At 66.0% G+C, this 25368-nt stretch carries 26 protein-coding genes and 1 pseudogene; 18 read left to right on the forward strand and 9 right to left on the reverse strand.

Annotated features, from left to right (window positions below; translation table 11 throughout):
* Positions 1–614 precede the first annotated feature (614 nt).
* Positions 615–1559, forward strand: a complete 945-nt coding sequence (locus tag ACZ4UV_RS48965) for an SDR family NAD(P)-dependent oxidoreductase (RefSeq protein WP_467848939.1) — start codon at positions 615–617, stop codon at positions 1557–1559.
* A gap of 232 nt (positions 1560–1791) precedes the next feature.
* Positions 1792–2391: an HD domain-containing protein gene (locus ACZ4UV_RS48970; RefSeq protein WP_467848632.1), complete on the forward strand. Its 600-nt coding sequence runs from the start codon at positions 1792–1794 to the stop codon at positions 2389–2391.
* 155 nt (positions 2392–2546) lie between these two features.
* Here the strand turns inward: ACZ4UV_RS48970 and ACZ4UV_RS48975 are convergent, their stop codons facing one another.
* Positions 2547–2954 carry a hypothetical protein gene (locus tag ACZ4UV_RS48975; RefSeq protein ID WP_467848636.1) on the reverse strand — a complete coding sequence of 136 codons (408 nt, stop codon included), beginning with the start codon at positions 2952–2954 and terminating at the stop codon, positions 2547–2549.
* A gap of 185 nt (positions 2955–3139) precedes the next feature.
* On the opposite strand from ACZ4UV_RS48975, the gene wrbA reads away from it, so the two are divergent.
* From wrbA to ACZ4UV_RS49000, 5 genes are all read left to right on the forward strand, one after another.
* A complete protein-coding gene (gene wrbA / locus ACZ4UV_RS48980) occupies positions 3140–3742 on the forward strand; it encodes an NAD(P)H:quinone oxidoreductase (protein WP_467848639.1) in 603 nt (200 codons plus the stop codon).
* A 163-nt stretch (positions 3743–3905) separates the two neighbouring features.
* Positions 3906–4862, forward strand: a complete 957-nt coding sequence (locus ACZ4UV_RS48985; protein ID WP_467848642.1) for a zinc-binding dehydrogenase — start codon at positions 3906–3908, stop codon at positions 4860–4862.
* A 235-nt stretch (positions 4863–5097) separates the two neighbouring features.
* Positions 5098–5559, forward strand: coding sequence for a DUF5709 domain-containing protein (locus ACZ4UV_RS48990; protein ID WP_467848646.1), 462 nt, complete (start codon positions 5098–5100; stop codon positions 5557–5559).
* Between the two features lie 435 nt (positions 5560–5994).
* Positions 5995–7275 (forward strand): MFS transporter, encoded by a 1281-nt coding sequence (locus ACZ4UV_RS48995; protein WP_467848943.1) that lies wholly within the window; start codon positions 5995–5997, stop codon positions 7273–7275.
* Positions 7276–7477: 202 nt separating this feature from the next.
* A complete protein-coding gene (locus ACZ4UV_RS49000; RefSeq protein WP_467848650.1) occupies positions 7478–8371 on the forward strand; it encodes an NmrA family NAD(P)-binding protein in 894 nt (297 codons plus the stop codon).
* A 283-nt stretch (positions 8372–8654) separates the two neighbouring features.
* Here the strand turns inward: ACZ4UV_RS49000 and ACZ4UV_RS49005 are convergent, their stop codons facing one another.
* From ACZ4UV_RS49005 to ACZ4UV_RS49020, 4 genes are all read right to left on the reverse strand, one after another.
* Positions 8655–9284, reverse strand: coding sequence for a hypothetical protein (locus ACZ4UV_RS49005; protein ID WP_467848653.1), 630 nt, complete (start codon positions 9282–9284; stop codon positions 8655–8657).
* On the reverse strand, positions 9281–9853 hold the full coding sequence (locus tag ACZ4UV_RS49010) for an RNA polymerase sigma factor (protein ID WP_467848657.1): 573 nt from the start codon (positions 9851–9853) through the stop codon (positions 9281–9283). The genes ACZ4UV_RS49005 and ACZ4UV_RS49010 overlap by 4 nt, the downstream gene beginning before the upstream one ends.
* A 238-nt stretch (positions 9854–10091) precedes the next feature.
* The gene (locus ACZ4UV_RS49015; protein WP_467848660.1) at positions 10092–10523 is read right to left on the reverse strand and encodes a nuclear transport factor 2 family protein; all 432 of its coding nucleotides are present in this window, start codon (positions 10521–10523) and stop codon (positions 10092–10094) included.
* A gap of 737 nt (positions 10524–11260) precedes the next feature.
* Entirely contained in the window at positions 11261–12223 is a 963-nt protein-coding gene (locus ACZ4UV_RS49020) for a GlxA family transcriptional regulator (RefSeq protein WP_467848665.1), read from the reverse strand.
* 787 nt (positions 12224–13010) lie between these two features.
* Here ACZ4UV_RS49020 and ACZ4UV_RS49025 point away from each other — a divergent pair.
* The 5 genes from ACZ4UV_RS49025 (at position 13011) to ACZ4UV_RS49045 (ending at position 17740) form a co-directional block, all read left to right on the forward strand.
* A complete protein-coding gene (locus ACZ4UV_RS49025) occupies positions 13011–13475 on the forward strand; it encodes a MarR family winged helix-turn-helix transcriptional regulator (RefSeq protein WP_467848669.1) in 465 nt (154 codons plus the stop codon).
* A gap of 518 nt (positions 13476–13993) precedes the next feature.
* On the forward strand, positions 13994–14662 hold the full coding sequence (locus ACZ4UV_RS49030) for an ABC transporter ATP-binding protein (protein WP_467848674.1): 669 nt from the start codon (positions 13994–13996) through the stop codon (positions 14660–14662).
* Between the two features lies 1 nt (position 14663).
* Positions 14664–15974 carry a hypothetical protein gene (locus ACZ4UV_RS49035; protein ID WP_467848677.1) on the forward strand — a complete coding sequence of 437 codons (1311 nt, stop codon included), beginning with the start codon at positions 14664–14666 and terminating at the stop codon, positions 15972–15974.
* Positions 15975–16247: 273 nt separating this feature from the next.
* Positions 16248–16892: a hemerythrin domain-containing protein gene (locus ACZ4UV_RS49040; RefSeq protein ID WP_467848679.1), complete on the forward strand. Its 645-nt coding sequence runs from the start codon at positions 16248–16250 to the stop codon at positions 16890–16892.
* Positions 16889–17740, forward strand: a complete 852-nt coding sequence (locus tag ACZ4UV_RS49045) for an LLM class flavin-dependent oxidoreductase (RefSeq protein ID WP_467848682.1) — start codon at positions 16889–16891, stop codon at positions 17738–17740. The genes ACZ4UV_RS49040 and ACZ4UV_RS49045 overlap by 4 nt, the downstream gene beginning before the upstream one ends.
* A gap of 10 nt (positions 17741–17750) precedes the next feature.
* Here the strand turns inward: ACZ4UV_RS49045 and ACZ4UV_RS49050 are convergent, their stop codons facing one another.
* Positions 17751–18371: a TetR/AcrR family transcriptional regulator gene (locus ACZ4UV_RS49050; protein WP_467848685.1), complete on the reverse strand. Its 621-nt coding sequence runs from the start codon at positions 18369–18371 to the stop codon at positions 17751–17753.
* A gap of 382 nt (positions 18372–18753) precedes the next feature.
* On the opposite strand from ACZ4UV_RS49050, the gene ACZ4UV_RS49055 reads away from it, so the two are divergent.
* Positions 18754–19281: a hypothetical protein gene (locus tag ACZ4UV_RS49055; protein ID WP_467848688.1), complete on the forward strand. Its 528-nt coding sequence runs from the start codon at positions 18754–18756 to the stop codon at positions 19279–19281.
* A 221-nt stretch (positions 19282–19502) separates the two neighbouring features.
* On the opposite strand, the gene ACZ4UV_RS49060 is transcribed toward ACZ4UV_RS49055, so the two are convergent.
* On the reverse strand, positions 19503–19853 hold the full coding sequence (locus ACZ4UV_RS49060; RefSeq protein ID WP_467848954.1) for a hypothetical protein: 351 nt from the start codon (positions 19851–19853) through the stop codon (positions 19503–19505).
* Positions 19735–20517, reverse strand: a complete 783-nt coding sequence (locus tag ACZ4UV_RS49065) for a transposase family protein (RefSeq protein WP_467848691.1) — start codon at positions 20515–20517, stop codon at positions 19735–19737. The genes ACZ4UV_RS49060 and ACZ4UV_RS49065 overlap by 119 nt, the downstream gene beginning before the upstream one ends.
* A gap of 1417 nt (positions 20518–21934) precedes the next feature.
* Here ACZ4UV_RS49065 and ACZ4UV_RS49070 point away from each other — a divergent pair.
* Complete coding sequence (locus ACZ4UV_RS49070; RefSeq protein ID WP_451022709.1) at positions 21935–22120, forward strand: helix-turn-helix domain-containing protein; 186 nt, start codon at positions 21935–21937, stop codon at positions 22118–22120.
* Positions 22121–22234: 114 nt separating this feature from the next.
* Positions 22235–22359, forward strand: a pseudogene (locus ACZ4UV_RS49075) (integrase core domain-containing protein); the annotation flags it as partial.
* 295 nt (positions 22360–22654) lie between these two features.
* On the opposite strand, the gene ACZ4UV_RS49080 reads toward ACZ4UV_RS49075, so the two are convergent.
* The gene (locus ACZ4UV_RS49080) at positions 22655–23122 is read right to left on the reverse strand and encodes a MarR family winged helix-turn-helix transcriptional regulator (RefSeq protein WP_381802856.1); all 468 of its coding nucleotides are present in this window, start codon (positions 23120–23122) and stop codon (positions 22655–22657) included.
* A 243-nt stretch (positions 23123–23365) separates the two neighbouring features.
* Here ACZ4UV_RS49080 and ACZ4UV_RS49085 point away from each other — a divergent pair, with 243 nt between their 5' ends.
* From ACZ4UV_RS49085 to ACZ4UV_RS49095, 3 genes are all read left to right on the forward strand, one after another.
* Complete coding sequence (locus tag ACZ4UV_RS49085; RefSeq protein WP_406434712.1) at positions 23366–24100, forward strand: SDR family oxidoreductase; 735 nt, start codon at positions 23366–23368, stop codon at positions 24098–24100.
* A 99-nt stretch (positions 24101–24199) separates the two neighbouring features.
* A complete protein-coding gene (locus ACZ4UV_RS49090; protein WP_467848701.1) occupies positions 24200–24352 on the forward strand; it encodes a hypothetical protein in 153 nt (50 codons plus the stop codon).
* A 66-nt stretch (positions 24353–24418) separates the two neighbouring features.
* Complete coding sequence (locus ACZ4UV_RS49095; RefSeq protein WP_381802863.1) at positions 24419–25273, forward strand: LLM class flavin-dependent oxidoreductase; 855 nt, start codon at positions 24419–24421, stop codon at positions 25271–25273.
* The last annotated feature ends 95 nt before the right edge of the window (positions 25274–25368 follow it).

Here is a 25368-nt window from a genome sequence, read left to right on the forward strand (position 1 = left end):
GCCTCAGGGAAGCCCTCGGCACCACCGCCTGACTCACCCCCGACGGCGGCCGCCCCACCCCGGCGGCCGCCGCGGAGGACACCTCCATGGCACGACCAGTCCAGGCTTCGCGCTGGTGCCCGGAGGGTTTGAGAGGTACGGGCACGAGTCCACGCAGTCCGCGTGGTCGACGACGTTCCCTCGGGAAGTCTCGGCGGGGCCGCTCGGCGTGGTTGGGCGACTGCGCAGCTGGCCACATCCAGGGTGCCGTGCGATGCCGTAGTCCCTGGGGGCGCCGGCCAGAGCTATGGGGCCGCCGCCGTCCGTGCGCAGACAGACCTCTATGCGGCCGTACGGATTTGAAGTTCCTCGTCTCGTTGCCGAAAGGGTGTGTCTGGCCGCTGGCCAGACACACTTCCTGCACGGACAGGCTGGTTCGTTCCGGCGAGGCCTTCGTGCACGCAGCGGCGCCGTGCCGTCGACGGCCTGGTGGGGCTCAGCGAGCACACGATCTGGACGATCTCTAGTTTCTGCCGGACGTTCTGCGATGGATCGTCCAAGTGTGCGGCAGTAATTTCGAGTGCGTCAGCACCTCCACACTTTCTCAAGGAGTCCTTGTGAGCGCTACATCCCGGATGACAACACCCTTCACCGCCAGCACGACCGCTTCTGAGGTCATCGATGGTGTCGACCTGACGGGTCGGCATGCTGTGGTGACCGGTGGTACATCGGGCATCGGCGCAGAGACTGTCCGGGCGCTCGCTCTGGCCGGTGCCGAGGTCACGGTTGCCACCCGGCGTCCGGAGACGGTGGGAGCGCTTGCCCGTGAACTCTCCGGGATCCCGGGCGCGGGACTTGTCCGCGCCCAGGCCCTTGAGCTGTCCGACCTCTCTTCTGTTCGGGCCTTTACCGCGGCCTGGCAGGGGCCGCTGGACATTCTCGTGGCGAATGCGGGAATCATGGCCCTGCCGGAGCGGGTGACGACCGCCGAGGGCTGGGAGATGCAGCTGGGCACCAACTACCTGGGGCACTTCGCACTGGCCGGCGGGCTCCTGTCGTCACTGCAGGCATCTGGGTCAGCTCGCGTGGTGATTGTCAGCTCGGGCGCTCATCGCGCCTTCCCCTTCAACTTCGACGACCCCCAGTTCGAGCAGCGGCCCTACGACCCGTGGGCGGCTTACGGGCAGTCCAAGACAGCTGACGTCCTCTTCGCTGTCGGTGCGCGCCGGTGGTCTGCTGACGGCATCACGGCCAATGCCGTCAACCCAGGCTACGTACTGACCAACCTCCAGCGGCACCTCGACGACGAAACGTTGCGTTCCTTCGGGGTGATGGACGACGACGGCAACGTCACGCCCCTGCCGTACTACAAGACTCCGTCGCAGGGGGCAGCCGGATCCGTGCTGCTGGCCGCGTCACCCCTGACAGCCGGCGTGACGGGCCGTTACTTCGAGAACAACCAGGAAGCCGAGGTCGTGCCCGGGAATCAGGGCGAAGCCAGCGGCGTGGCTGCTCACGCTGTCGATCCGGCAGCCGCGGACCGTCTGTGGGAATACGCCACCGAGACCATCTCCCGTTGAGCTGGGCCGAGTTGACTCCACCACGAGGCAGCCGGTTCGCTCGGAACGACTCCGTTTCTGCCGGCGCCTTGCGTCAGGCAGACCTCCTCGCCACGGCGCGCCACGTATCGTGTGGTGCGCCGTGGCGTTCCGCATATGCGGTGCGTGCACCCCAGCAGCGAGCTGGAGTCCCGGCGAGGTGGGCAGTCGGCGCATTGCAGACCACACAACTGGATCGCAGTAAGGGTTTTGAATGGATGTGACGTTCAGTGGCGCTGTCGGCCAGGCTGCCTACGAACATGTGCGGCCTCTGTTGCATCCTGCAATTCTCAATCACAGTATCCGCGTCTGGATGATTGCAGATGCGGCTGCGGCAGATCTTCCTCTTGCGGCAGAGGAGCGCGAGGCGCTGGCCGTTGCCTGCCTTTTCCACGATGCCGGTACGGCGACCGCGTATGACGGACCTCAGCGGTTCGAAGTTGAAGGGGCCGACGCAGCTTCGGACTTCTTGACCGAGCACGAATTCGCCCCCTCGCTGCGCAAGCAGGTATGGGAAGCCATCGCGCTGCACACCTCGCCTGGAATTGCAGAGAGATTGGGGCCGCTGACCCGGCTCGTCCGCTTGGGAGTCACGATGGATTTCGGAAGCGGCAGTGTAAGCGAAACCGACGAAGGACTGCGTGCCACTCTTCGGCGATTCCCTCGGGCCGACATCGAGATTGTGCTGGGGAATGCTGTAGTTTCGCAAGCAGTACAGCGTCCCAGCAAGGCCCCGGCAGCCAGTTGGCCAGGTGGGCTGCTCGCTGCCCACCTCGCGAACCCGGACCATCCAGGCGTGAACGAGGCATTCTGACCAGGCACGGCACAGGCCCCCGTGCTCTAGTCCGGGTGGACGGCAACTGCATCCGGGGCCCGGCGCCTGGGACTGGTGAGTGGTCAGAGTTCTGCTGACTCCGGGTAATTCCTGCGCAATTCCTCGAGGATGCCTTCGTCCGCGGTGCGCACGTCTCATAGCCAGCTGTCGACCTCCGATAGCACACTTTTCAGCTCGTGGGCGGCAAACCCGAATACTTGCGCATCGATCAACCGAAGCCCCGGCGTTGCCAGCGATAGCAACGTCAGGGTACTCATACCGCTGCCTACGGAACGCCTCCGCATCTCTGCGCATCCAGGGTCAACCAGTTCATCGCACTCAACGTGCCACATCAGGTCCAGGCCGAAGCTGCCGAGACGCACTAGCAGTTCAGCGAGCGTCACGTAGTGCGTTCCGCGCCGGGCGGGAAAAGTCACTCCCTTGAGCTTGCCTTCCAAGGCTGGATGCCGGGGAAAGGCCACCAGCCATGAGACGCCGTCTCGGGGCGCCTGAAGATCAGGTGCGTAAGCCGTGATGCCGTGTGTGCTGACGGCATCCGACATCGACCTGCGGAAGCTGGTCCTGATCCGTGGGGTTCGTGCCCATTACTGAGGGGCATCGCCGGGGACATCGATGCAGTCTATTGAACACCAGACGCTGGCGACCGACTCCGGCCCTGCACCGCGTGACAGCGGCAGGACCCACAGCCGGTACGCAACATGTTTCCCGATATACATAGGAGTCCGTTATGGGTGTTCGCGTTGCCGTCATCTACTACAGCGGCACCGGCAATGTGCATCAACTGGCTCAGGCCGTGGCAGAGGGTGCAGCGGCCCGCAACGCGGACGTGCGCCTGCGCCGTGTGCCCGAGCTCGCACCCGACAGCGCGATAGACGCCAACCCTGCCTGGCGTGCGCACACGGACGCCATCAAGAATGAAGTGCCCGAGGCGACGCATGAGGACCTCGAGTGGGCGACGGCCTACGCTTTCGGCACGCCCACACGGTTCGGCAACGTCGCAGCCCAGCTGAAGCAGTTCATCGACTCGACCGGCGGACTGTGGCAGGCGGGGGTGTTCCACAACAAGCCGGCGACCAGCTTCACCTCGGCGATGAACCGGCACGGCGGCCAGGAGTCCACGCTCCTCGCTCTGAACAACGTCTTCTACCACTGGGGCTCCATTCTCGTTCCCCCGGGCTACACCGACCCGCTGCTGTTCGCCGCCGGCGGGAACCCGTACGGCACCAGCTGGCCCAGCGGTGGCGGCGAGGGCCCCGACGCGGCAACCCTGGAGGCGGCCCGCTATCAGGGCCGTCACCTTGCCGACATCGCCGACCGCCTTCGCGGCTGATCGCAATGCGCTGGCAGTGCCGGTTCCGCACACGCCCCAGTGCCCGGAACAAGCACGCGCTGCCGGTGGATGGCGCCTGAAGCCCTTTCGATCTCAACGTCCGTAAATTTTGGCAGCGGTCGGCTCCACGGTCGGCCGCTGCAGCCCAGGGAGAGTGTCAGCCATGGCAAACGTCATTCGGATCCACGAACACGGCGGCCCGGAGGTCCTGCGCGTCGAGACCGCTGACGTCGGAGAACCCGCTCGCGGGGAGGTGAAAGTCCGCCAGGAAGCCATCGGTGTCAACTTCTTCGACACCATGATGCGCGATGGCAGCGTGGACGGCCCGCTGCCGATGGTGCTGGGATCGGAGGCCGCAGGCGTGGTGGTGGCCGTCGGACCGGAGACGACAGGGTTCGCCGTCGGGGACCGCGTCGGATACTTCGCCTCCGCCGGCGCGTATGCCTCCGAGCGGCTCATCGACTCGGCCTCTCTGATCCCGTTGCCGGAAGACATCAGCAACGAGCAGGCTGCGGGCTTCCTGGCCAAGGGCCTGACGTCGTGGATGGGGATGAGGGCCCTGCACAACGTCGCCCCCGGCGAAGTGCTGCTGGTGCAGGGCGCGTCGGGCAACGTGGGTTCCCTTCTCTCGCGCTGGGCCAAAGCGTCAGGTGCGACGGTCGTCGGTGTCGCCGGCTCCAGGGACAAGCTCGACAAGGTGCGGGCTGGTGCCGACTACGCCGTCTACGCCGGGGACCCTGAAGCCCTCGACAGGATTCACGAGGTCGCTCCGGAGGGTGTCGATGTCGTCTTCGACTTCGTGGGCCGTGCGACGGCGGAGCTCTCCGCAGCCGCGGTCAGGGATGGCGGGAAGATCGCTGCGATCGGTGCCGCTTCCGGGCAGTCGCAGCTGGACACCGCAGAACTCGCCCGTCGCAACGTCAAGGTCGTAAGCGGCGGGGTTCCGCAGTATGTGAACGCCTCCACGGTCGGGAAGGCGTCGGGACAGCTGTTCCAGGCGATCAGGGACGGAGTGTTCCACGACATCCAGGTGGCTCGGTACGCCTTCACGGACGCGGCCCGGAGCCACGAGGACATGGCAGCGCGCAAGCTGACCGGCCTGGCCGTGCTCATCGTCTGACGCCCGGATACCGCTCCTGGCGGCGAGCACAGAGTCACTTCTGGCAGCCGCTGAAGGATCGCTCCGGACAGCTTCCCGCCCAGCTCCGGGCCCCAGCGTTCTTGGCACCTCGCTGGCCGGCAGGCCGCCTGCGGCCTGGCTGCTGGGTTGTCCCGCGCAGCGTCGCCCCATACGCGCCCTCGGCATTCGACCGACGACCCCATCGTGAAGAAATGAAGAAAACTAGGAGCGCCTCATGATCGACGAAGCTATGGGAGACGACGTCTACCAGCCGGACGGATCAGAGGTCCAGGACGACGTGGGCATTCTCGACGCCCTGGACACGCTGGTCTACCGGGCCGGAGAAGAGGCTCTCGACGAGGGGTATTCGCCCCCGGAACGGCCCTGGGCTGTTGAGCACACCGGCGTCACGGCATCGGAACAGCACCGAGGAGAGACGCTGGACGAGCGCCTCGCCGAAGAGGTGCCGGATGTGGGCGCCGCGGAAGGCGATGGCATCGGCGACACCTGGGACACCGCTGGTGAGCCGCTCGACTACGAAGTGGGTGACGAGCGGGCCGGCCGCCTCGTTGCCCCTGACGAGGGAACGCACGAGGTCGTCGACTCCGATCTGCTGGCTTTCGACAGCGGGTTGGACGGCGCGGGGGCATCTGCGGAAGAAGCAGCCATGCACGTCATTCCGGAGTCCGGCTACTGACCGCGCTGCGGACCAGCGCGGTGCTGGCCGCGCCTTGTCCGCTGACCAGCTGTCCCGCGTTTCGACGGAGCAGCCACCCGGACGAAGGCCACAGCCTGGCCGCCGTCAGTCGGCCTTGGCCAAGGGCTCGGTCAGCCTGTGCCGGTTCTGGGCCGAGCACGCGCAGGGGCTGGCGCCGGCTTGCCGGGCCCGCCCGTCATCAGTGCGCGGTCCCTGGCGATTCAGAACCCCATTCCGTGGCTGCCGACAGGTTCGGCAGGTGCGCCGCCAGGAGCTCGGTGCCGGATGCAGTGCCCGTCTGTAGAAGCGCCTGCTGCACTCCGCTGCGCATCCGCCCTCGGCACACTCCGTTGATGGAAAGGCTCATCGGTGCCCCAGCATAAAACACCCCATTTGTCTGCTGTGCCCTTCCCGGGGAATGACGACGCGGGCCACGTGAGGCACGCACGCGGAACGCTGCCCGCCTGCCACGGCCCCGCGCCTTCTGCTCCTCATCACACGTCAGCGGAACAGCCGCGCTGGGGGGCGGTCAGCGCGGTAGCTGCCGCATCATTCGCGCTGGTCCTCTCCCAGTTCGTCATGATCGCCGTACTGCCGGACATTGTCGATCACTTCGGTGTGTCCGCTGGACAGGCGAGCCTGACCGTCGTCCTGCCCGGTCTGCTCGCAGCGGTCGCTGCCCCGGTTCTCACCCTGGTCTTCGGCCACCTCGACCGACGCGTGGTGCTGTGGGGACTGACCGGCATCATCGCCTTGTCAGACGCGCTCGCGGCGGCTGCCCCCAACTTCACCACCCTCACGGCGGCACGACTGGTACTGGGTGCCGCCATCGGCGCCTTCTGGACCATCGGCGTAGGCGTAGGACCCCGGCTCGTGCCGGCAAAGCAGGTCACCCGGGCGACTTCGCTTGTCATGGCCGGGATCTCTGCCGGCACCGTCGTCAGCCTTCCGCTGGGCCACATCATGGCCCAGTACTGGGGCTGGCGATCCGCGATGGCCACAGCGAGCGCCATGAGCGTCTTGGTCCTTCTGCTGCAGCTACGCACGCTGCCGCGGCTGCCCGCGTCAGCCACGCTGCGTGCAGCCGACGCCTTCGGACTCCTGCGCCGCCCCGGCGTACGGATCGGACTGCTGTTGTCCGCCCTGTTGTTCTTCGGGCATTTCGGGGCATACACCTTCGTGTCCTCGTACCTGAAGGATCAAGCAGGCTTCTCCGACTCGGCAGTCGGCGTGCTGCTGCTGTGCTTCGGAATCGCCGGCTTGGTCGGCAACTTCGCAGCAAGTGCAACGCTGGACCGCAGCCTTCCCGCCACCCTGGGCACAGCAGCAGCTGTTCTCACCGGATCGGTGCTGATCCTGGGGCAGTGGCACTTCAAGCCCGCGGCCGTCGCCGCCCTGTGCCTGTGGGGTATCGCCTACGGCGCCATTCCCATCTCCCTGCAGACCTACATGATGCGCGGATACGCAGCCGAAGGCGGCCTGGCGCTGTTCGTCACCACCAGCCAGCTCTCACTGGCGGCAGGCTCCCTGATCGGAGGTCTCGTTGCCGACAATCTCGGCCTGGCCACCGACTACACGCTCTTCGCCCTGCCTGCGGTCATAGCCGGCCTGCTCGCCGCCACACGGCTGCGCAGCAGCATCAGCGCCACCACACTCCCTGCCGGCTCAGACGCGCCTGCCCCGGCAGGACCCGGCACAAACCCAGCTGCACAGTGAGCCGGCCCGTCAGAGCGAAGCAACCTGACGATCAACAAAGCAGAGCCGTACTCCCCCGCAAGCAGGCCCAGGGCTTCCACGGCGCGCGCGACCACATCGACTTCAATCCCGGTGACGCGCCGCCACGCCGGCGAGGTCACCCACCACGGTTGCGAGCCGACCGTGTTCTGTTCAGCACGCAGCACTATCAAGGAGGAACATCATGAAGGTTCTCGTCACCGGCGCATCCGGCACCGTGGGAAACCTGGTGGTACGCGCACTGTCCCAGCGGGAGGTCGCTGTGCGAGGTGTCGTGCGCCGCGAGGAGAGTGCTGCCGCGCTGCGCGCGCTCAACCTGCCGGGTGTGGAAGTGGCCGTCACCGATCTCGCGGACCCGGACGCCGTGCCCGCGCTGCTGGACGGCATCGACACCGTGTTCCTCGTGACCGCGAACGTGGCGGATCAGCTCACCCAGGAACAGCAGGTCATCCAGGCAGCTGCCGCCGCCGGAGTGCAGCGTGTGGTCAAGCTCAGCGTCGGCGGTGCCTCGCCGGACGCGCCCCTGGCCCTCGCCCGCGTCCACTACGCGGCCGAACAGGAACTCGCGGCCAGCGGCGTTGCCTACACGGTGCTGCGGCCGGCGTTCTTCATGGACAACCTCATCCAGTACATTCCGTGGATCAACGCCTCCGGGCAGATGCCCCTGCCGACCGGTGATGGCGCCATCGGAATGATCAACTCCCAGGACATCGCCGATGTCGCGGTGGTAGAGCTCACCTCCGGCGGCACGGACAACCGTGACCTGGTTCTGACCGGACCGGAGGCGCTCACCATCGACCAGGCGCTGAAGCGGGTGGGCGAGGTCGTCGGCCGTCCGCTGAGCCACATCGACACCAGCCGCGAGGAGTTCCTGAACCGCTACATCGGAGCCGGTAATCCTCCCGATTACGCGCAGGACATGGCTACCCTCTACGACGGCATCCTGCGCGCCGGCTACGGGGCGGGTCTGACCGACACCGTTGAGAAGACGGTCGGTTCCGCTCCCCGAACCATCAACGACTTCGCCCGCGACCACGCTGCGGACTTCGCCCAGGGGCGGGGTTCGAGCAGCATCTGACCCCACGGACAGGCACCACCACACGATGACGCCCTCTCCCCTCGCCGACCGGGCTGACCTCGCGTTGGCCGGCGGCGGGAGCCGGCGCACCCAGCGGTCTCAGGCTCCTCCCCGCAACAGCCTGAGTCGGCTGGGTGTCTTCAGCGCTCACACCTGCAGTCCTACACGGCGTCCGCGCCGACAGTGCGGCTCTCTGACGGGTGCGGGACCACGAAGGCGGAGCTACGCCGCACGGGGATGACGTCCCATCACCAGCAGGCGCTAGGGGCGGCATGCGCCTGCGTCATTTGTCGAAGGCGCGGTGGAAGAGGGCCGTGCCCTCGTCGGTGGCCAGGTTCGTGCCCCCGCACACCGGGACCACTCCGTCCTGGGCCGTCACGAGGTAGCTCTGACCGACCTGGAAGGTGAGAGTCTCGCTGCTGCCGTCGGCGCCGTCGTTGGTGAGCTGGGCCGTTTCGCTGTCACCGCCGCGGAACCAGTGGTCGATGCGGAAGACAACCTGGTTGCCCTTCTGGCGGGTCACCGAGCCTTCGAACGCGATCTCGAAGGTGCGCAGCAAGTCGACGGTGGGCTCCATGCACTTGGCAGGGCTCCTGCTTTCCATCGTCAAGGTCAGCGGCTTGCTGGCCAACGTCGGGGTGTCGCCGGGTTCGGAACCTGCGCTCGTCTTCCACACAGCGGCGCCGCCGACTGCCAGGACGGCAATGGTGGCGGTCGCGAGAGCGAAGCGGCGGCCGCAGCGTGCTGTGGGCTCGGTTCGCGACGTGGTTCGGGCAGCGGAAGGTGCACGGCGGGTGTGGTGGTCGGCAGTCATAACAGCCTCCATGAGATGGGTGAAGTCGGAAGCCGGAGCCGATGCACTGGCCACCGGATCGGCAGCCTTGAGCCGAGCCAGCAACTCGTCGTCGTTCATCGAATGCTCCTCCTTTCCTCGCTCGTCTCATGTCCGTCGACCCTGGCACTCTTTCGCTCGAGTTGTGTGGCGAGCTTCTTCTTCGCCCGGTGCAGCCGAATGCTGACCGCGTTGGGGCTCAACCCGGTTACCTGTGCGATCTGCCGCGGAGCCAGTTCTTCCCAAGCCCACAGGAGCACCACCTCTCGGTCGAGAGCGCGCAGCGTCTTCAGCGCGCCGTAGAGATCGGAGTGATCGGTGCTGGCTGCGGGCGCCGGCTGCGCCGTCCGGGCCAATCGCTCCGCGAGGCGAGCTCTCCGGCTCAGTGCCCGGCGGGTGTTGGCCAGGCATCCTCGCGCAACGCCGTAGCACCAGGGCAGTACGTCGTCCGGATCGTACGTTCCATCTGAGGTAGGCGCGGGCATCTCGTCAATACGACGCCAGAGCACCAGCAAGGTGTCCGCCAGGACGTCCTCGGCCGAATCTGCGTCAATGCGCCGTAGCAGAAACCTGCGCAACGGCTCCGCCGCGGTACGCGCCAGTGCCTCGAAGCGGGCACGCAGCTGCCTTGAGGTTTCCTCTTCCGTCATGGATTCCACACCTTGCCCTGTCCGGCATCGGGCGGATTCTTTCGGAGTTCTGGCGCTCGGATGTACGCAGGAGTCTTCTCGGACTTGCGAGTCGTGGCACGGCCGGCCGGCGGGGCGCGTGCGGCGAGGTGAGGTCGGTCGGAGGGAGTGGTCAACGAGACCGAGGCCCGAGCACTGCTCGGACCTCTTACCTCGTTGCCTGCCTGGTCGGGAGGGGTGAGGTCACCAGACCAGAAGATCAGCGATCGTAGGCTTCGCGCAGCAGCTGACGCACGAGCCGGTTGTCATACAGCCCCCGGTAGGCGTGGATGAGGCCGTCCTCCCCCACCTCCAGTCGATCGTCGCCGTGAAACTCCACGAGGCGATCGGTACCGGCCGGCGTCCCCTGGAACCTCCAGGCAACCACCATGGCAGGTCGGTCGACCTCGATGTACAGCCCGATGCGCGTGAAAGACGAGGAGCCGTTCGGGAAGGTCCTGGCCATATCCATCACATGGCTGCGGACGGCCTCCCTGCCGTGCTTGGTGTCGCCCAGTGCGGGCTCGTCGTACAGAAGATCCTCTGCACACAACTGCGCCACACCATCAGCGTCCAGCTCCGTCCAGGCCTTCTCCCATCGGTCGCAGAGGACCTTGAATGCCTCGATGCGGGCGCCGTCGTCATCCTTCATGATCCTGGTCAACTTCCTTGTATACGCGGTTGCATCGGCATCGTCAGACGTCCTTCGCAGGGGCAGGATGCCGCCGGATGGGTTTGCGGCGGTAGATAGCGGCCAGGTCAGTGGCGGCAGGAGCGCCACCGCATTCGCTGGTCAGGTCCGTTGGACGACTGCAACGGTGCTCGGGATCCCGGTGTCGGTGGGTAGTGATCTTCGAGGGCAGCTTGTCTCTAGGTGTAAGAGACCTGATGCGTCGGCGCCATACAGCAGGCACAGGCCGACGACCAGAGGTCGGTTCCTAGCGCATTGGTTCAGCCCGGCGCTCAAGCACTGGGCCCGCTCGCGGTTGCCGGTCGGTAGGCGATGTTGCCCGGCACGTGTCCCTCTCTCCCGAGGGCCGCGCTCTGCTGCGTCGTGGCAGAGGAGGGGCCTCGAAACGTACGTACCCTGCGGGCATCGTTGTGGGGTGGAGCGCTACTTCCTGAAGCCCGCCCGAGTGTGTGCTCGGGGGCGGTTGACACCGTTCGGCGTGACGTCAGGTGAGTCCGCGCCGGGCTGAGCACGGTCATAACGATAACGGTGCTCGATCCGCGTGCTAGGTGGGTGCTGGCCAGAGTCTGTGCCAAGTCGCCGGGTTCTGTACCTGGGTCGGGGCAGGAGCGATGCGCGAATGCGGGATGAGGACGGCAGAGTTGCAGTCGTGTCTGCGCACGACCGTTCGTGTGTGCGCCGTCGTGCCAGGGCGAGCGTTACTCGGACTTGAAACGGTGCTGGTAGGCGCGCGGAGACACTCCAAGACGGCCGATGAAGGCGCGTCGCAGGGTCTCCATGCTGCCGAAGCCGGACATGAAGGCCGTGTCGGTGACGGACTCCCCTCGGTCGAGGAGGGAACGCGCCGTGTCGAATCGCACCTGTTCCACGAACTTGGCCGGGGTCGTCTGCAGTTCGTCCTGGAAGAGGCGCGAAAGGTGACGCGGACTGACCGCGGCGCGGCTGGCCAGGTCGGTCAGTGTGTACTGCGCTGACGGGTCCGCGACGATCTCCTCAGTGAGTTTACGGACCACGGGGTTGCGGGGCGCAGCTGCCGCCTGGTCTGCGGGACCGGCGGATTGAGGCTGGTAGACCAACAGATCCCGGGCGACGGCGCTGTGCACCTTCTCTCCCTGGTCCTCTTTGAGGAGGTGCAGAGTCAGCGCGATTCCGGCGCCTTCCCCCGCGGAGGTGATGAGACTGCCGTCCGAGACGAGTTCGCTGTTGTGGACGATCTCGGCCTGAGGGTAAAGCTCCTGCAGTCGCTGGGTGTGGTGCCAATGCGTGGTGGCCTTGCGACCGTCGAGGAGGCCGGCGGCGCCCAGGACGAAGGCGCCGGTACAGACGCTGGCCACCCGTCTGGCACGGCTGGCCAGGTGGCCTGCTGCGGAGATGTGCTCCGGAGTGAGAGTTCTGCTGGGCAGGCTGCACCCTCCCGCGATGATCGCGGTGTCGATGGAGCCTACATCGTGGGCGTCACAGTCGGCCTGCAGGGGAAGGCCGCTGCCGGTGGTGACGTTCTTGCCGTCCGGTGAGCAGACGACGAGCTCATAGTTCCTGCTGGAGTGGCGGGACTCGGCGAAGACTTCGGACGGCGCTGCAACATCGAGCATAGACACGCCGTCGACGACGAGGAGCGCAACCCTCCGCGTAACGACGGTGTCCGGATCTGATCCGTTCATGGGGCCGATCGTAGGAATTGACTTGTGGATGTGTCAATTGTTTAGAGGCTGCTTCAACGTGTATGCCAGCCCGACCGGCCGGAGCATCCGCACGGAGGCTGGTGCAGCGTCGACCCCCGGCCGATCGCAGGCGGGCGCTGCACAGACATCTGCGATCTGCCCAGTTTTCTACGGTCCCCCCTTTCGCTACTCGCCGACGAAATCAGCATCCTCCACATACGGAGAGTTACATTGCGGGGCTTGATCGCGGTGATCTGGCACCGCAGCACCCTTCCTCACGCAGCTGCTTTGATCTGCCAATTTCCTGGCAATTCGGCGTAGCGTTCGGGCGATTACAGCTGTATGCACAGCGTTACGAACTTCCTCTGCGGGCTGGCATCCGCCGTGGGTGCAGAGGCCTGGCATCCGGCCCGAAGGGGCCGTTGGGCTGTCCGGCCCGGCTCTGCGGGCAGGGCGCGTCGAGGAGTAGGCCGGGGGGTGCGCCACGCTTCGCATGGCGGGCGCCGCGGTAACGCGTGGCCGTGAGAAGTCGTTCTTCAGTCGTTGCCCTGGCCGAGAAGGGGCGAATGAGCGGTCTCTTTTTCGGCCACTCTCTGTTCATCAAATTCCCCGCACGCGGGGTGAGGTTGGTGCCCAATGGAGCAGGACTATCCGTAGCGGACCTCTGGGGCAGCCTGAAGCGGCCGGATCCCCCGCTGTACGGACCGACAGCGCCTCACTGTGAGGCTGGACGGATGCCCTGAAGGGCATACATGCATGATACGTCAACCTTTAGTAGAGTGGTTACATGAGTGACTCTCCGCGATGGCTGACGACGACCGAGGAGCGTGCCTGGCGAGGCCTCCTACGGATGAATGACGTCCTCGTCAACCGGACAGGCCGATCCTTGCAGGGAGAATTCGGACTGTCGGGGGCCGACTACACGGTCCTGGCCGAACTGACCCGGGTGCCCGGCGGCCGACTGCGGATGGTCGAGCTCTCCCGCACTCTGGCGTGGGAAAAGAGCCGGCTGTCACACCACCTTGCGCGCATGATGAAGCGGGGGCTGGTCGAGCGGACGGAATGTGCCGATGACAGGCGCGGAGCCTACGTGACGGTGACCCTGCAGGGCCGTGAAGCCATCACGGCCGCGGCCCCGCAGCACGTCGCCGATGTCCGCGCACTGTTCCTCGATCACCTCACGCCCGGCCAGATCACTCTCCTGGCGGAGATCAGTGACCTCGTACTCGAGAAGCTCAGTAGCGACGACTGATCGTCGAGGACTCGGCTCCGCACCGAGCGCAGAACGGATACTGACCCCATGCGGATGCAGCAGCGCATTTCTGCGGGTTCTTGCAGATCCCGGTCACAGCGGACACCCGCGGTCCCTGGCCTGTGCCCACCGCAGGGCTGCTCTCGCTGCGCTCGTTGCCGATAAGCCTCTCCTGTCCCTGCCTCACGTCAGGGTTCACACGGACTTGGCAGAGGCCGTGCCGGCGCCCGCCGAAGCAGGTATACGTTCCTGGCAACCTCATGCGGTCCATGGTCAGGTCGGCAAGTTCATTGACTTATACGTATAGGCTCCGCAGGGCTGGGTTGCCTCGACATCTCGCTTCGGCAGTCCGGCAGACCCAGTAGGGGCCCCTCCTCCTCACGAACGAGAAACACCACACCGCGGAATGACGTATTCACCATCCCCGAGCAGTCAAGATCACGTACATGAGTGACAACCTACTCGAGATACGTAGCCTGAGTAAGGCTCTCCCCGCAGGTCCCCGGCAGACCGCAGCCATGGTCCTGCGTGACATCTCACTCGACATCGCTCGCGGTGAGTTCGTCGCGATCGTCGGTCCCAGCGGCTCCGGAAAGTCCACGCTTCTCTACTGCATGGCCGGACTTGAACCGCCTACGGAGGGGACTGTCACGCTCCTCGGGCAGGATCTGAGCGGCCTTGGCCGAAAGTCCGCAGCCCGGCTGCGGCGCGATCACGTCGGCTTCATTTTCCAGTCGTACAACCTGATCCCCTCTCTGAGTGCCTGGGAGAACGTCGCCCTGCCCGCGCGTCTGGCGCGCCGATCTGCAGGCCAGAGCCAGATTGACGCTGCACTAGCAGCGGTTGGCCTTACGAAACAGGCCCAGCAAAAGCCGTCGACGCTGTCGGGTGGACAGCAGCAGCGTGTGGCCATCGCCCGCGTCCTTGCCATGCGGCCCGACGTCGTATTCGCCGACGAGCCGACGGGGGCTCTGGACACCGAGGCAGGGGCCCAGGTCCTCGATCTCCTGCGCACCGCAGCAACCGACGACAGCTCAGTCGTCATGGTGACCCACGACTTGCAGGCAGCCGCGCGCGCAGACCGCGTGTTGGTGCTCAGGGACGGCGCAATTCACGGCGAGCTGCATCGCCCAAGCGCCGACGAGGTCTTCGAAGCGGTAACGACCCTCGCCACCAGGGCGGTGTGACGTGCTGCGACTGGTCTTCGGCGACCTGCTGGACAATCTGAGGATCTGGCTGGGTGCGGTGCTGATCGCTGCTGTCGCAGGTGTGGTCGGCGCGGTGGTCGCCAGCGACATACAGACCGCCGTCACGGTGGGCGGCAATGCCGGCCTGGCCCTGTACGGCATCAGCGGAACAGTGGTCCTCTTCGCTACCATCTCCACGGTCGTCGTGCTCGGGGCAGTTACCAACCTCGCCGTCACCCTGCACCAGCGTTCCTATGCGTTGTGGCAGCTGGTCGGCCTGGGCCCCGGCGAAGTCCGCGCTGTCGTGCAGGCCCAGATTGCCGTCATGGCCCTTCTCGGCGGTGCCATCGGTTCGGTGGTGGCGATACCGACGTTGCAGCCGCTGTTCGCGTTCTGCTTCGCCGATGTGCCGGAACTGCGCGATGTCACACCCCAGTACGGGCCTGCCGCAGCGGCCGCGGTCGTGGCCTGCGTTCTGCTCACGGCAGTCACTGGCAGCATGCGCGGCGCCCGCCGGGCCGGCCGGACTTCCGCCATCCAAGCACTGCGCGCGCCTGATCTGCCCAACCGCGGTATGAGTCCGGCACGATGGATCTGTGCCGGTGCACTCTTGCTGACCTTGAGCAGTGTCGTTTTCAGCCTGCCCGGCTCGGTTCCGGACAAGGCAGGAACAGCGCTCATCCTCATCGGTCCACTGACCGCAGCCCTCCTGACTGCTCTCAGCCCGATATTCATCGCTCCGCTCCTGCGGACCTGGACGGCCGTCGTGCCGCCGTCAGCATCCAGTTGGTGGCATCTCGCGCGACAAGCCACAGCCCATCGCGCCGGCCAGAGTGCTGCGGTGATCAACCCTCTCGTGGTGGCAATGGCACTGGCCGGAGGGCTCTATGCATCTCACGGCACAACGTCGGCAGGCGAAGCCCTGTCGACTGGCGGCGTCGTGCTGCTGCTGGGAGGGCCGCTCTTGCTGTCTCTGATCGGTGCAACCGTGACCCTGTTCATGGCAGGCCGCCAACGTAATCACGAGGTTGCCCTCCTCATCGCCAGCGGCGGTACGACCGCAACGGTTCTGTCGTCCGCGGCAGCAGAAGCCTTGATCTACGTCACCACGGCCACCATGCTCGCCCTCCCGCCAGTGCTGGCTACCGGGCTTCTGGGAGCCTGGGCCCTCAACGTGCCACCGTCCCTCGGACTGGGTGCGATCGCTACAGTGATGGTCACGGCGCTGACACTGATCGTGTCCGCCGTTGTGCTTTCGGCTCTCCTGGCGTTGCGCAAGAACGTGGTGCGTACTCTCCCCGCGGGGACCTGAGCTGAGAGAGGGCCGGCGCGCCCGCGTGAGCGTCGGCGCCGGCCAGGATGGGGAGCGTCGGGGTGCCTGTGGGCCTGGGGGCGTCGGAGGTTATACGTGCGGGGCCGGGCGCGTGCTGCGTGCAGCCGTCGGCTCCTGCGACAGCCACCTTCGACGTTCAGTGAACTCCCGCGCTGTACAGCTGACTTGCCTGATACCCGGTCGTGGAGCGGGATAGGTTTAAACCCTGGTGGAGTTTTGGATAAAGAGCTCTCTATCGATTATGATGTGATCATGAACCCCGGTACTGAGGTTGTCGCTGTTACCGAGACGCGTCTGACCCATAAAATGCATCGCCGCGCCACCACTGTTCTCTCCCAAGCCGCCCTGCGTGCGTCGGTGCCTCTGGAGGCGCTGGACCAGCTGCGCACGTATGTGGTGAAGAACCTGCATCATCACCACGAGACGGAAGACCATCAGCTCTGGCCGATGATCGTCGACGCCGCGCCGGACATGGCCGCGGCTATGAACTCCCTCGCCGAGGAGCACGACCAGCTCGACGCGGCACTCGACGCGCTGGAGTCGGCATCGATCGCCGACGACGCCGACCGTGAGAACCTGCACCGGGTAGCGGAGGCCGTCCGGGAGCTGGTACATCGGCACCTGGAGCACGAGGAGCCGATCCTCTTCCCTGCGCTCGCCCAGTACGTGTCAGCGCAAAGCTGGGCGGCCTTCTCTCAGCAGGTGATCGCCACGTCGCCCATGGAGGCGGCACACCTGACGGTGGGCTTCTTCGACGAGGTGGGAACGCCCGAGGAGGTAGCGCTCGTTTTGTCGGGCCTGCCCGAGCCGGCCCAGCAGTTCGTCCCTGCCATGCGTGAACAGGCGCGAGCGGATCTCGCGGTGCTCTCCGGCACGGCCAGGAGCGGAGAACGATGAAACTCGGCCTCGCCGTGCCCTTCGTGGATCACGAGGCGCTGCTTTCCTGGGCGCAGCGCGCAGATGAGGGCCCGTACCACCGTCTCGGACTGCCCGACCGGATCGTCTACGACAATCCCGAGACAATGATGATGCTCGCTGCCATGGCAGCGGTGACCACGCGGATTCGCCTGCAGTCGGAGATTCTGCTGGCGCCGTTGCGCGAGCCGGTGGTGCTGGCCAAGCAGGCCGCCACCCTCGACCGTCTCTCGGGGGGACGCTTCTCCCTTGGGCTGGGGGTGGGCGCGCGTGATGACGACTTCCGCGCGGTGGGTGCTGACTTCGCCCGCCGCGGCCGGAGGCTGGAGGAGCAACTCACCGTGATGCGGCGCATCTGGTCCGGTGCCCCGCTCAGCGACGGCATCGGCGCTGTGGGGCCGAGCCCGCTGCGCGCCCGGGGACCGGAACTGCTGTTCGGGGCGTTCGCGCCGAGCGCCCTTGCGCGGGTCGCCCGCTGGGGTGATGGGTTCCTGTGCGCTGCGTTGCCCGAGCAGGCGGATGGCATGCTCCAGCTCGTCCGCCGGCAGTGGCAGGAGGCGGGCCGTGAGGGCCAGCCTGTGCTGATCGGCCAGATCAATGTGGCGCTGGGCCCGGAGGCGACGGTGGAACAGGCGCGGGTCAACATGTTGCGGTACTACGGGTTCGCGCCGGCGTTCGCCGAGACGAGCGCCAAGGAGATGATCACTACTGAGGACGGTATCCGGCAGGCAGTCGAGGCTTACCGCGATCTCGGAGCGGACGAAGTGATGCTCGGCTGCTGGTCCGACGAGATCGGGCAAGTCGACCGGCTGGCAGATATCGCCCTGTGATGTGTGCTGCTCACGGGGCTGCGAGCAGAGCCTGTCTCGCAGCCCCCGCGAGCCACTCCTCGGCAGCGTCGAAACTCCAGTCCCGATGGCTCACGAGGCTGAACCAGGCGTCTTGGCCAAGGTAGAACCACAGCAGGTCGACGGCCCTGCCCGTGTCGAGGCCGGGCCGCAGCGCGTCCATTTGCTCAAGGCGCTCGATGACCGCCGTCAGCGCTTTGATGTATTCCGCATTGCCGGCAGCGAGTACCGCTGCGGCGGTCGGTTCCGCGTGACACTGAGGGACCAGCGAGGCAAGGAACCTCCAGTGCCTCTCGTGCGCCTGCCGCGTTCCAAGCGCCGTTGCGTTGATGACCTCTCGCGGGTCGTCCGCTTCGAAGATACGGCGCATCGTCTCCGCAACGCTGGGGTCATGGATGGCGGGCGCAAGCAGGTCGCGGAGGATGTCTGCCTTGCCCCCGGTACTGGCGTAGACAGTCTGCGAGGCCACCTTTGCAGCTGCAGCGATTTTCGCCACCGTCACAGAGGAATAACCCTCCGTGATGAACAGCTCCTGCGCGGCCTCCAAAATCGCCGCTCGGGTATCTGCGGCGAGCTGCTCACGACGAGGTGATCGATAACTTCGGTTGGCCATCTACTCCGCACCTTGCCCGCAGGACGCTGTTCGAGGCCGTACCTTACCGGTTTCCCGGTGATCGACCGATCTCGTCAACCATGCGGCGCCAGAGTCGGGGGCCCTTGTACGCAAAGCAAACCATCGAGTGACGATGTGCAGCGGTCCTTTGCACGGCGGTCTGCTGGCGCGGCGGGCCGGTGGGCGGAGAGTTTGTCTTCACGCTCGCAGTCGGAGGCATCCCATGGCTGGCCCGGCCCCACCCACGTATCTCCCGGAGCGGCCGGACGTATGCGCTGGCCTGGCCGTATGTGTTCCCTATGTATATGGCAAGCAGATCCGAGGGTTTCGGACTCTTGAGTAACATGCGCAACGTCATCCATATGCAAGGGAGTAAACGGCCATGGCGACCAAACCTGATCCGGTGACCCTCAGGGCGCGTTACTCAGACCAGGCCGTTGCAGATCTGGAGGAGAACCGCCGACGGCAGGCTGAGTTGCTCAGCCATCTGGATGTTCTGCAGCAGGAGGAGACGCTGTTGCTGGACATCATCAAGGTGACGGGAGCATCCACGGGGCGCGCAGGTTCGGCACATCATCAGTCCCAGGCAACGCAAGCAGCGGCGTCGGAGCCTTCCCCTACGACTCCGGCAAGGCTTGACCCGCAGCCAGGCCTGCCCGCAGGGTCCGGGCGGCGCAGCGGCGGAGGTCAGCAGCCGCTGCTCAAAGACCTTCTCGTGGATCTGCTGCATGCTGAGACCGAGCCGCGCTCGGCGAAAGAGATCTGGCGGCAGTGCAAGGAAAGGCAGCCGGATCGCGTCACCAGCAACCAGGTTGTTCGCAACACCCTGGAGGGGCTGGTCGCTCGGGGAAGGGTTGCGCGGCACAAGCAGGGGCACACCGTCATGTACACGCTTGCCGAGCCGAGCTGACCGGCCGGTCCGAGGCGCCGGCCGCCGCATCCGGGGTCGCTGGACGGAGTCGTGCGCCTACCTTTTCGGGCAGCTGGACGCCGCGTCATCCCCACGGTGGGGATCGGCGCTGCAGCGGGGCTGGGGAGCCGCGCCGGGCTCGCGCCGGTGGGATCGAGCGAGCCGCGCTTGTCCCTGCGGCAGGGGCGCCCAGGAGCTCAGTCGGAGCTGTTACAGAGGAATTAGGGCTTGTAGAGGTCCAGGGTGCTGGGGAGGTTCTGCCAGCGGCCGGTGGCCAGTTCCTCCCAGGTGACGGCACGGGCATAGCGGCGGACGGTGTTGCGGGACAGCTCCAGGCGGCGGGCGACGGCCCGGATGGTGAGGCCCTGGTCGAAGAGATCGTGCACGGCGGTGTGGTGCTGCCGGGCCCGCTCGGCCAGCCGGCCCGCGTGGAAGAGCGGCGGGTGCAGGACTTCAGGGGATGCCTCCGGAGCAGAGGGCGGCTCGCGAAGGCAGGAACTGTGCTTGCTGACCAGCACCTTCACGGCCTCGGCGAGGTTGTGCCAGAGATGCCACAAATCTGCGACCTGCACGGCGTCGGGGGCTCCGGAGCGGGCGCCCGCTAATGGTGGAGGCACCGCCCCGGTCGCGACAGATGATCTCCACTCCGGGGTACTCGGTGAGCCAGGCGGCGAAGGTGGCCGCCTCCCGGTCCGGGAGAAGATCGATCGGGGCGTGTGTCTCGCAATCGACCAGCACAGTCTCGTGGTTGTGTCCCTTGCGGGTGGCGAACTCATCGACCCCGAGTACCCGGGGCGTCCCAGCGGGCGGATCCGGCAGAGCCATGACCAGTCCCAGCAACGTGGTCCGGCTGACCGGCGTCGGCAGCCGGGCCGCCAGCCGCTCGTCGGCCCGACCGGCCAGAGCCACCGAAATCGCATTCAACAGGTCCCTGAGCAGCGCGGTCCGACGCCCATAGCGCACTGTCAACCCCTCGATCTGCTCGGCGAAGGTCACCCAGTCGCACTCCGGCGCATCGCAGAACCGACGGCGGACAGACAACTCGATGGACACCTGCCGGCCGCCGATCGCACCATCTGCGAGAAGGCGCTGGTATCCGCTGTGCCGTCGTACCGACGGCGCGCCGCAGTCCGGACACAGTGCTGGAACCGACCCCGGGGTTCTCGCCACAATGCGCAACACCCCACCCTCAGCACTCACTTCCTCCACAAGCACCCCGCCCAGGTGCGGAAACACCGTCTTCAGCAGCTCCTCGCACTCGGCGAGTGTCGAGGACCAGGTGACGGAGCGTCACCGGCGCACGGAAGCGTGATCGGCTTCACGGCAATCTTGACTAAGCCAGGATTCAGCCGCCGCCGACACAGCCTCGCACGACGGGGTGAGCCGCATCCGAATACCGGCAATCCAAGAACCAGAAGATGCGCACAGTGAAAGGGAAGGCATCAAAGACCGCAAGAGGCGTGCCACTGGTCACGGCACCGTACATGCGCAAGCGAGCCTCCGCTGGCGACCGCCTCGGCACCCCCTCGATGCGCACCCTCCGCGGCACCCAGGCCGAGACTTCTGCAACCGGAACTCGGCTGGCCCTCCCCTTCGACGAGGACGTCCGTCGTCGGCACGGGCAAGGTCCACCTACACGCCGCTGGCCGCGCCCAGGAGCTCACCGTACTCTCGCCCGCGTACATCGTCATCAGCCAGAGCGACCCGCTGTGCGACGAGGTCTTCCACAGTAGTGGCCGACGCCGCCGTCACACGGCAGATGATCGCCAACCGCGTCGATGCGCCGAGGAACGGACTTCAGGCAAGCCAACCCACAGTTCGGCACGAACTGTCGTCACCTCATCTCCTGACGCCGTCCACACGGTGCGCCATCGCGACCAAGTCCATTGAGCGACGCAAGATCCGACTCGACGCTCCTGGCCGACATCAGTTCCGCGTCGCGGACAAGACCCGCCGGACAATACTTTCGAGTGCGTCCGAGGCGTCTCAGCCTGCTGTCTGCCTGCTTCCGAGTATGACTTGCGCCAACAGATCGCCTGATATGTCCGCCCTGCCCGTCTGCCGGCTGGACAGGGCGGACAATACATGAGGGTGAATTCGCCCCGGATTCGACCCGAGCGATTTGTTCAACCTCGGAACATTGCGTCTGACCTGCGGAAACGTAGAGCGGCAGACGAGTCAGGCTATACGCCGGGTTCTGTTCCGCATGCGACCCGTGATGCGAGAACTGCTGACAACCTCGACGGAGCGCACCGCGCAAGTTTCGCGCGGACATCCGAACGGACGGATTCCAGCAGCCGATCTCACGCTATCGAGCGAAGGCCATCCGAGGGGACGGGCGTGCACACGGTCTCGTCGTCACCCCGGTGGCCCAGCTGGTCGAATGGTCCGCTCCATGCGCACAGTGTCCCGTTCGTGAAGCGAGCGGCGTTCGTCCGTTCGATTCGCAAAAGATCACGGGGCCGGGGCGAGGACAGGGTGATCGCCTGTCAGGCAGTGACCGTATGTCTCGTCGGATCGGCAGCAGCCGACAGCCGCGGCCGGGTCGACCGACGAGGGTTGATCCTCTACCACTGGATCTCCCGCCTCGGCAAACCGCGCTCTGCCTCGGAGGCTCAGGCCCTCTTTTCCCATGCGACCTTGAGGACCTTGCATGCCCACCCAGTTCATGAGCGCCAAGCAGACCGCCGAATATCTGAACATGTCGATCACATGGGTGTACCGAGACGCACCCAAACTTGGACTCGCGCCCTACAAGTTCGGGAACGGCCGTAGCGCCAAGCTGCAGTTCAAGATCACCGATGTGCACGCCTGGGCTCAGCAGCAAAAACTCGGCTGAGTCCCCCTCCCCCGGCGCAGCGAGTACTTTCTGGGGGCGGCCATGGTCGATGTTCCTCTCATGAGTCCCATCTGACCCTCTGTCAACACCCTCCGCATCTCGGGGGAACCTCAGTCGCTGGCCCAAGCCCGAGTCGTGATCAGCGACTGGAAGGAGGACTACAACCGGCGCCGACGACACAGCTCGCTCGGCTACCAAGCCCCAGCGGTCTATACGCTGCCGCTTGCGCCCACCGATGAACGACTCTCACCAACCGTGGATCAGCTCTCGGGGTCCGGCCAGTCGGCGGCTGTCAGCTCATCGCCGAGAGCGCTGGTGCGAGCGACCGCGTCCTGTTGGTGTGGAGTTCGGTCTTCGGCGACGTAAGGTGCGCATGTCGCGATCGCTCACGGATGGCAGCTGAGTGTGGTCGTCGCAGCGATCCATCCCAGCATCGTGCGGTCCTGTCGCCCGAAGTCCAGACAGCGGGCGACAGCCGCCGATCGGTCTCGTGTCGCCGGGAGAGGGGCAGCGATCAGGGCGAATCGGATTCCCTCAACTAGGACCTTCTGCGTTTTCGAGCTTGGCCCAGATCCGGGTGAGGGCAGCGATGTCATCGTCGTTGAGGGGATCGACGAAATATTTCTTGACCGAATCTTCGAAGGTTCGTCTGACCGTCTCGGCGAAGTGCCGTCCGCTTTTGGTGAAGCTGATGAGCGACACCCGACCGTCGCCTTGGTCGGCTCCACGTTGTAGGTGCCCGGCATCGATCAGTCCCTGAACCAACCGTGATGCTCTGGTCGGGCTGACGCTGACGAGTTTGCCAGACAGACCTCGAACCGACTGAGGCTCGGCCTCCAGGAGCCAGCACAGGATCTCGACGGTGCTGAACGAGATCTTGTGCTGGTCCATCAGCACGGCGTCGATCCGCCCGGTGACCGTGGCGTGGGTGAACAGCAGCGCAAACCAGCCGTTGACCTGGTCCGGGGAAATGATTCGCGGTTGCGACACGGGTGCCCTCACGCTCGGCAGTGTACCCGAAATTTGATGCCCGCCCGTTTACATGCGCGCGCACGCATCTGTTACGGTGGGCATGCAGTCATGAACGGGAGACCAGCCCCGTTTGCGGAACGCTTCGCACGAGCGGCGTCAACTCGCCGGCCCGACGTACCTCGCAGGTTTACACATCGTTCGGCCGTTCAGCCGTTCAGCCGTTCAGCCGTTCAGCCGTTCAGCCGTTCAGCCGACAGAAAGGTAAAGGTCAACATGCTCAAACTTGATGGCAAGGTCGCCGTGATCACTGGAGCAACCTCTGGGATGGCCTTGGCGACGGCCAAGTTGTTCGTGGCCGAAGGCGCCTACGTGTTCATCACCGGGCGAGACAGGGACAGACTGGACGAGGCGGTCGCGGCCATCGGCCACAACGTGACGGGTGTACAGGCGGACTCGGGAAATCTGGACGACCTGGCTCGCTTGGCCGAGACCGTGCGGGAGCACCACGGACGAGTCGACGTCCTATTTGCGAGCGCTGGCGTCGCGTCGGTGTCCGACCCGCTGGGAAGTATCACCGCCGACAGGTTCGATGCGCTGGTGGGCGTGAACTTCCGCGGCACTGTGTTCACCGTTCAGTACCTGCTGCCATTGATGAGCGACGGTGCGTCGATCATCCTGAACGGCACGAACAGCGCGACCAAGGGCATCCCCGGTGCCGGTGTCTACTCGGCTAGCAAGGCCGCCGTTCGTTCACTTGCCCGCACCTGGGCCGCGGAGTTGAAGGTCCGCGGTATCCGGGTGAATGTCGTCAGTCCCGGTTCGATCGACACCGCGCTCTTCAGCACCGTGCCCCTCGCGTTTCGGGAACAGATCACCGCCGCCATCCCGCTGGGACGGCTGGGAACCAGCGAGGAAATCGGGGCTGCCGCGCTGTTCCTGGCCTCCTCGGACGCCAGCTTCATCACCGGCGCGAACCTAGTCGTCGACGGCGGGTTCAGCCAGATCTAACGGCGAGTGCCGACCAGAGGAGTGCCTTATGTCGGCGCTCCGACCTGACCGCACTAGGAGCAGACCCACCATGGCAGCACGGCCGTTGTTGGTGCCACCGTGCACGGGTTCACTGTCGGCTTCTGGTGGGCCGCCGGCCTGTTCCGGGCCGCCGCTGTCGTCCGCGGTGCTTTGACCCGCGGTGGCACCAGCCTTCACCACGAGGCCGGCCAGCCCGAGCCTCTCGATGAAATCGTCAGCGCCCTGATCTGACGACACGCTCTGCGCGACGACGTCGCGTCGCGGCTGACCACGAACGAACGACTGAAGGAGACATCGATGCCTGACTACGGTCATCCCCTGCGTTTCGCAACGTTCCTCGGTCCCACCAACTCCCCGCCGAGCCGTCCGGTCGAGTTGGCGCAGCTGAGCGAGCGGCTCGGCTTCGACTTCGTCACCTTCCAGGACCATCCCTACCAGTCGAGCTTTCTCGATACCTGGACTCTGCTGAGCTGGGTGGCCGCGCGGACCGAGCGCATCGGAGTGTCCGGCAACGTGCTGAACCTGCCGCTGCGTCAGCCCCCCGCCGTACTCGCCCGCGCGGCGGCCAGCCTCGACCTGCTCTCCGGTGGACGGACCAGCCTCGGACTCGGAGCCGGCTTCTACTGGGATGCCGTGCAGGCGATCGGCGGACGGCGGCTGACCCCGCTACAGGGCGTTGCGGCACTTGACGAGGCAATCGACATCATCCGCGGGGTCTGGGATGCCGACGGGCCCGGCGGCGTGGATGTTGACGGCGAGTTCTATTCGGTCCACGGCGCCGAGCGTGGACCCGCGCCCGCCCACGAGATCCCGATCTGGCTCGGCGCCCACAAGCCGAAGATGCAGGGCTTGGTGGGACGCAAGGCCGATGGTTGGCTGCCGTCGCTGCCGATGATGGAGCCGGGCGGCGTGTCAAAGGGAAACGCGATCATCGACGATGCCGCCCGGGCCGCCGGCCGCGATCCCCGCGAGATCACCCGTCTACTCAACATCTTCCCGGGCCAGCAGACTCCGGAGGCACTGACCCAGCTGGCCGTCGAGGACGGCGTCAGCATCTTCATTCTGGCCAGCGACGACCAGGACGTGATCGAGCGCTTCGCCGCTGAAACCATCCCCGCGGTCCGCGAACACGTCGCCCGCGAACGCAACTAGTCCGCGAGCCAATGCTGCGTGGCCAAAGCGCTTGATGCAGCCCATCAGACCGGCAACTCACGCCTTACCGGCAGCTCCATAGACAGCAAAGGAAC

Source organism: Streptomyces sp. NPDC028289, assembly GCF_055565975.1.

Excerpts from the sequence above, each read along its gene's own strand:
- ACZ4UV_RS48965 (WP_467848939.1), top strand. The coding sequence starts at position 615 with ATGACAACACCCTTCACCGCCAGCACGACCGCTTCTGAGGTCATCGAT.
- ACZ4UV_RS48970 (WP_467848632.1), top strand. The coding sequence starts at position 1,792 with ATGGATGTGACGTTCAGTGGCGCTGTCGGCCAGGCTGCCTACGAACAT.
- ACZ4UV_RS48975 (WP_467848636.1), bottom strand. The coding sequence starts at position 2,954 with ATGTCGGATGCCGTCAGCACACACGGCATCACGGCTTACGCACCTGAT.
- wrbA (WP_467848639.1), top strand. The coding sequence starts at position 3,140 with ATGGGTGTTCGCGTTGCCGTCATCTACTACAGCGGCACCGGCAATGTG.
- ACZ4UV_RS48985 (WP_467848642.1), top strand. The coding sequence starts at position 3,906 with ATGGCAAACGTCATTCGGATCCACGAACACGGCGGCCCGGAGGTCCTG.
- ACZ4UV_RS48990 (WP_467848646.1), top strand. The coding sequence starts at position 5,098 with ATGATCGACGAAGCTATGGGAGACGACGTCTACCAGCCGGACGGATCA.
- ACZ4UV_RS49000 (WP_467848650.1), top strand. The coding sequence starts at position 7,478 with ATGAAGGTTCTCGTCACCGGCGCATCCGGCACCGTGGGAAACCTGGTG.
- ACZ4UV_RS49005 (WP_467848653.1), bottom strand. The coding sequence starts at position 9,284 with ATGAACGACGACGAGTTGCTGGCTCGGCTCAAGGCTGCCGATCCGGTG.
- ACZ4UV_RS49010 (WP_467848657.1), bottom strand. The coding sequence starts at position 9,853 with ATGACGGAAGAGGAAACCTCAAGGCAGCTGCGTGCCCGCTTCGAGGCA.
- ACZ4UV_RS49015 (WP_467848660.1), bottom strand. The coding sequence starts at position 10,523 with ATGAAGGATGACGACGGCGCCCGCATCGAGGCATTCAAGGTCCTCTGC.
- ACZ4UV_RS49020 (WP_467848665.1), bottom strand. The coding sequence starts at position 12,223 with ATGAACGGATCAGATCCGGACACCGTCGTTACGCGGAGGGTTGCGCTC.
- ACZ4UV_RS49025 (WP_467848669.1), top strand. The coding sequence starts at position 13,011 with ATGAGTGACTCTCCGCGATGGCTGACGACGACCGAGGAGCGTGCCTGG.
- ACZ4UV_RS49030 (WP_467848674.1), top strand. The coding sequence starts at position 13,994 with ATGGTCCTGCGTGACATCTCACTCGACATCGCTCGCGGTGAGTTCGTC.
- ACZ4UV_RS49040 (WP_467848679.1), top strand. The coding sequence starts at position 16,248 with ATGAACCCCGGTACTGAGGTTGTCGCTGTTACCGAGACGCGTCTGACC.
- ACZ4UV_RS49045 (WP_467848682.1), top strand. The coding sequence starts at position 16,889 with ATGAAACTCGGCCTCGCCGTGCCCTTCGTGGATCACGAGGCGCTGCTT.
- ACZ4UV_RS49050 (WP_467848685.1), bottom strand. The coding sequence starts at position 18,371 with ATGGCCAACCGAAGTTATCGATCACCTCGTCGTGAGCAGCTCGCCGCA.
- ACZ4UV_RS49055 (WP_467848688.1), top strand. The coding sequence starts at position 18,754 with ATGGCGACCAAACCTGATCCGGTGACCCTCAGGGCGCGTTACTCAGAC.
- ACZ4UV_RS49070 (WP_451022709.1), top strand. The coding sequence starts at position 21,935 with ATGCCCACCCAGTTCATGAGCGCCAAGCAGACCGCCGAATATCTGAAC.
- ACZ4UV_RS49085 (WP_406434712.1), top strand. The coding sequence starts at position 23,366 with ATGCTCAAACTTGATGGCAAGGTCGCCGTGATCACTGGAGCAACCTCT.
- ACZ4UV_RS49095 (WP_381802863.1), top strand. The coding sequence starts at position 24,419 with ATGCCTGACTACGGTCATCCCCTGCGTTTCGCAACGTTCCTCGGTCCC.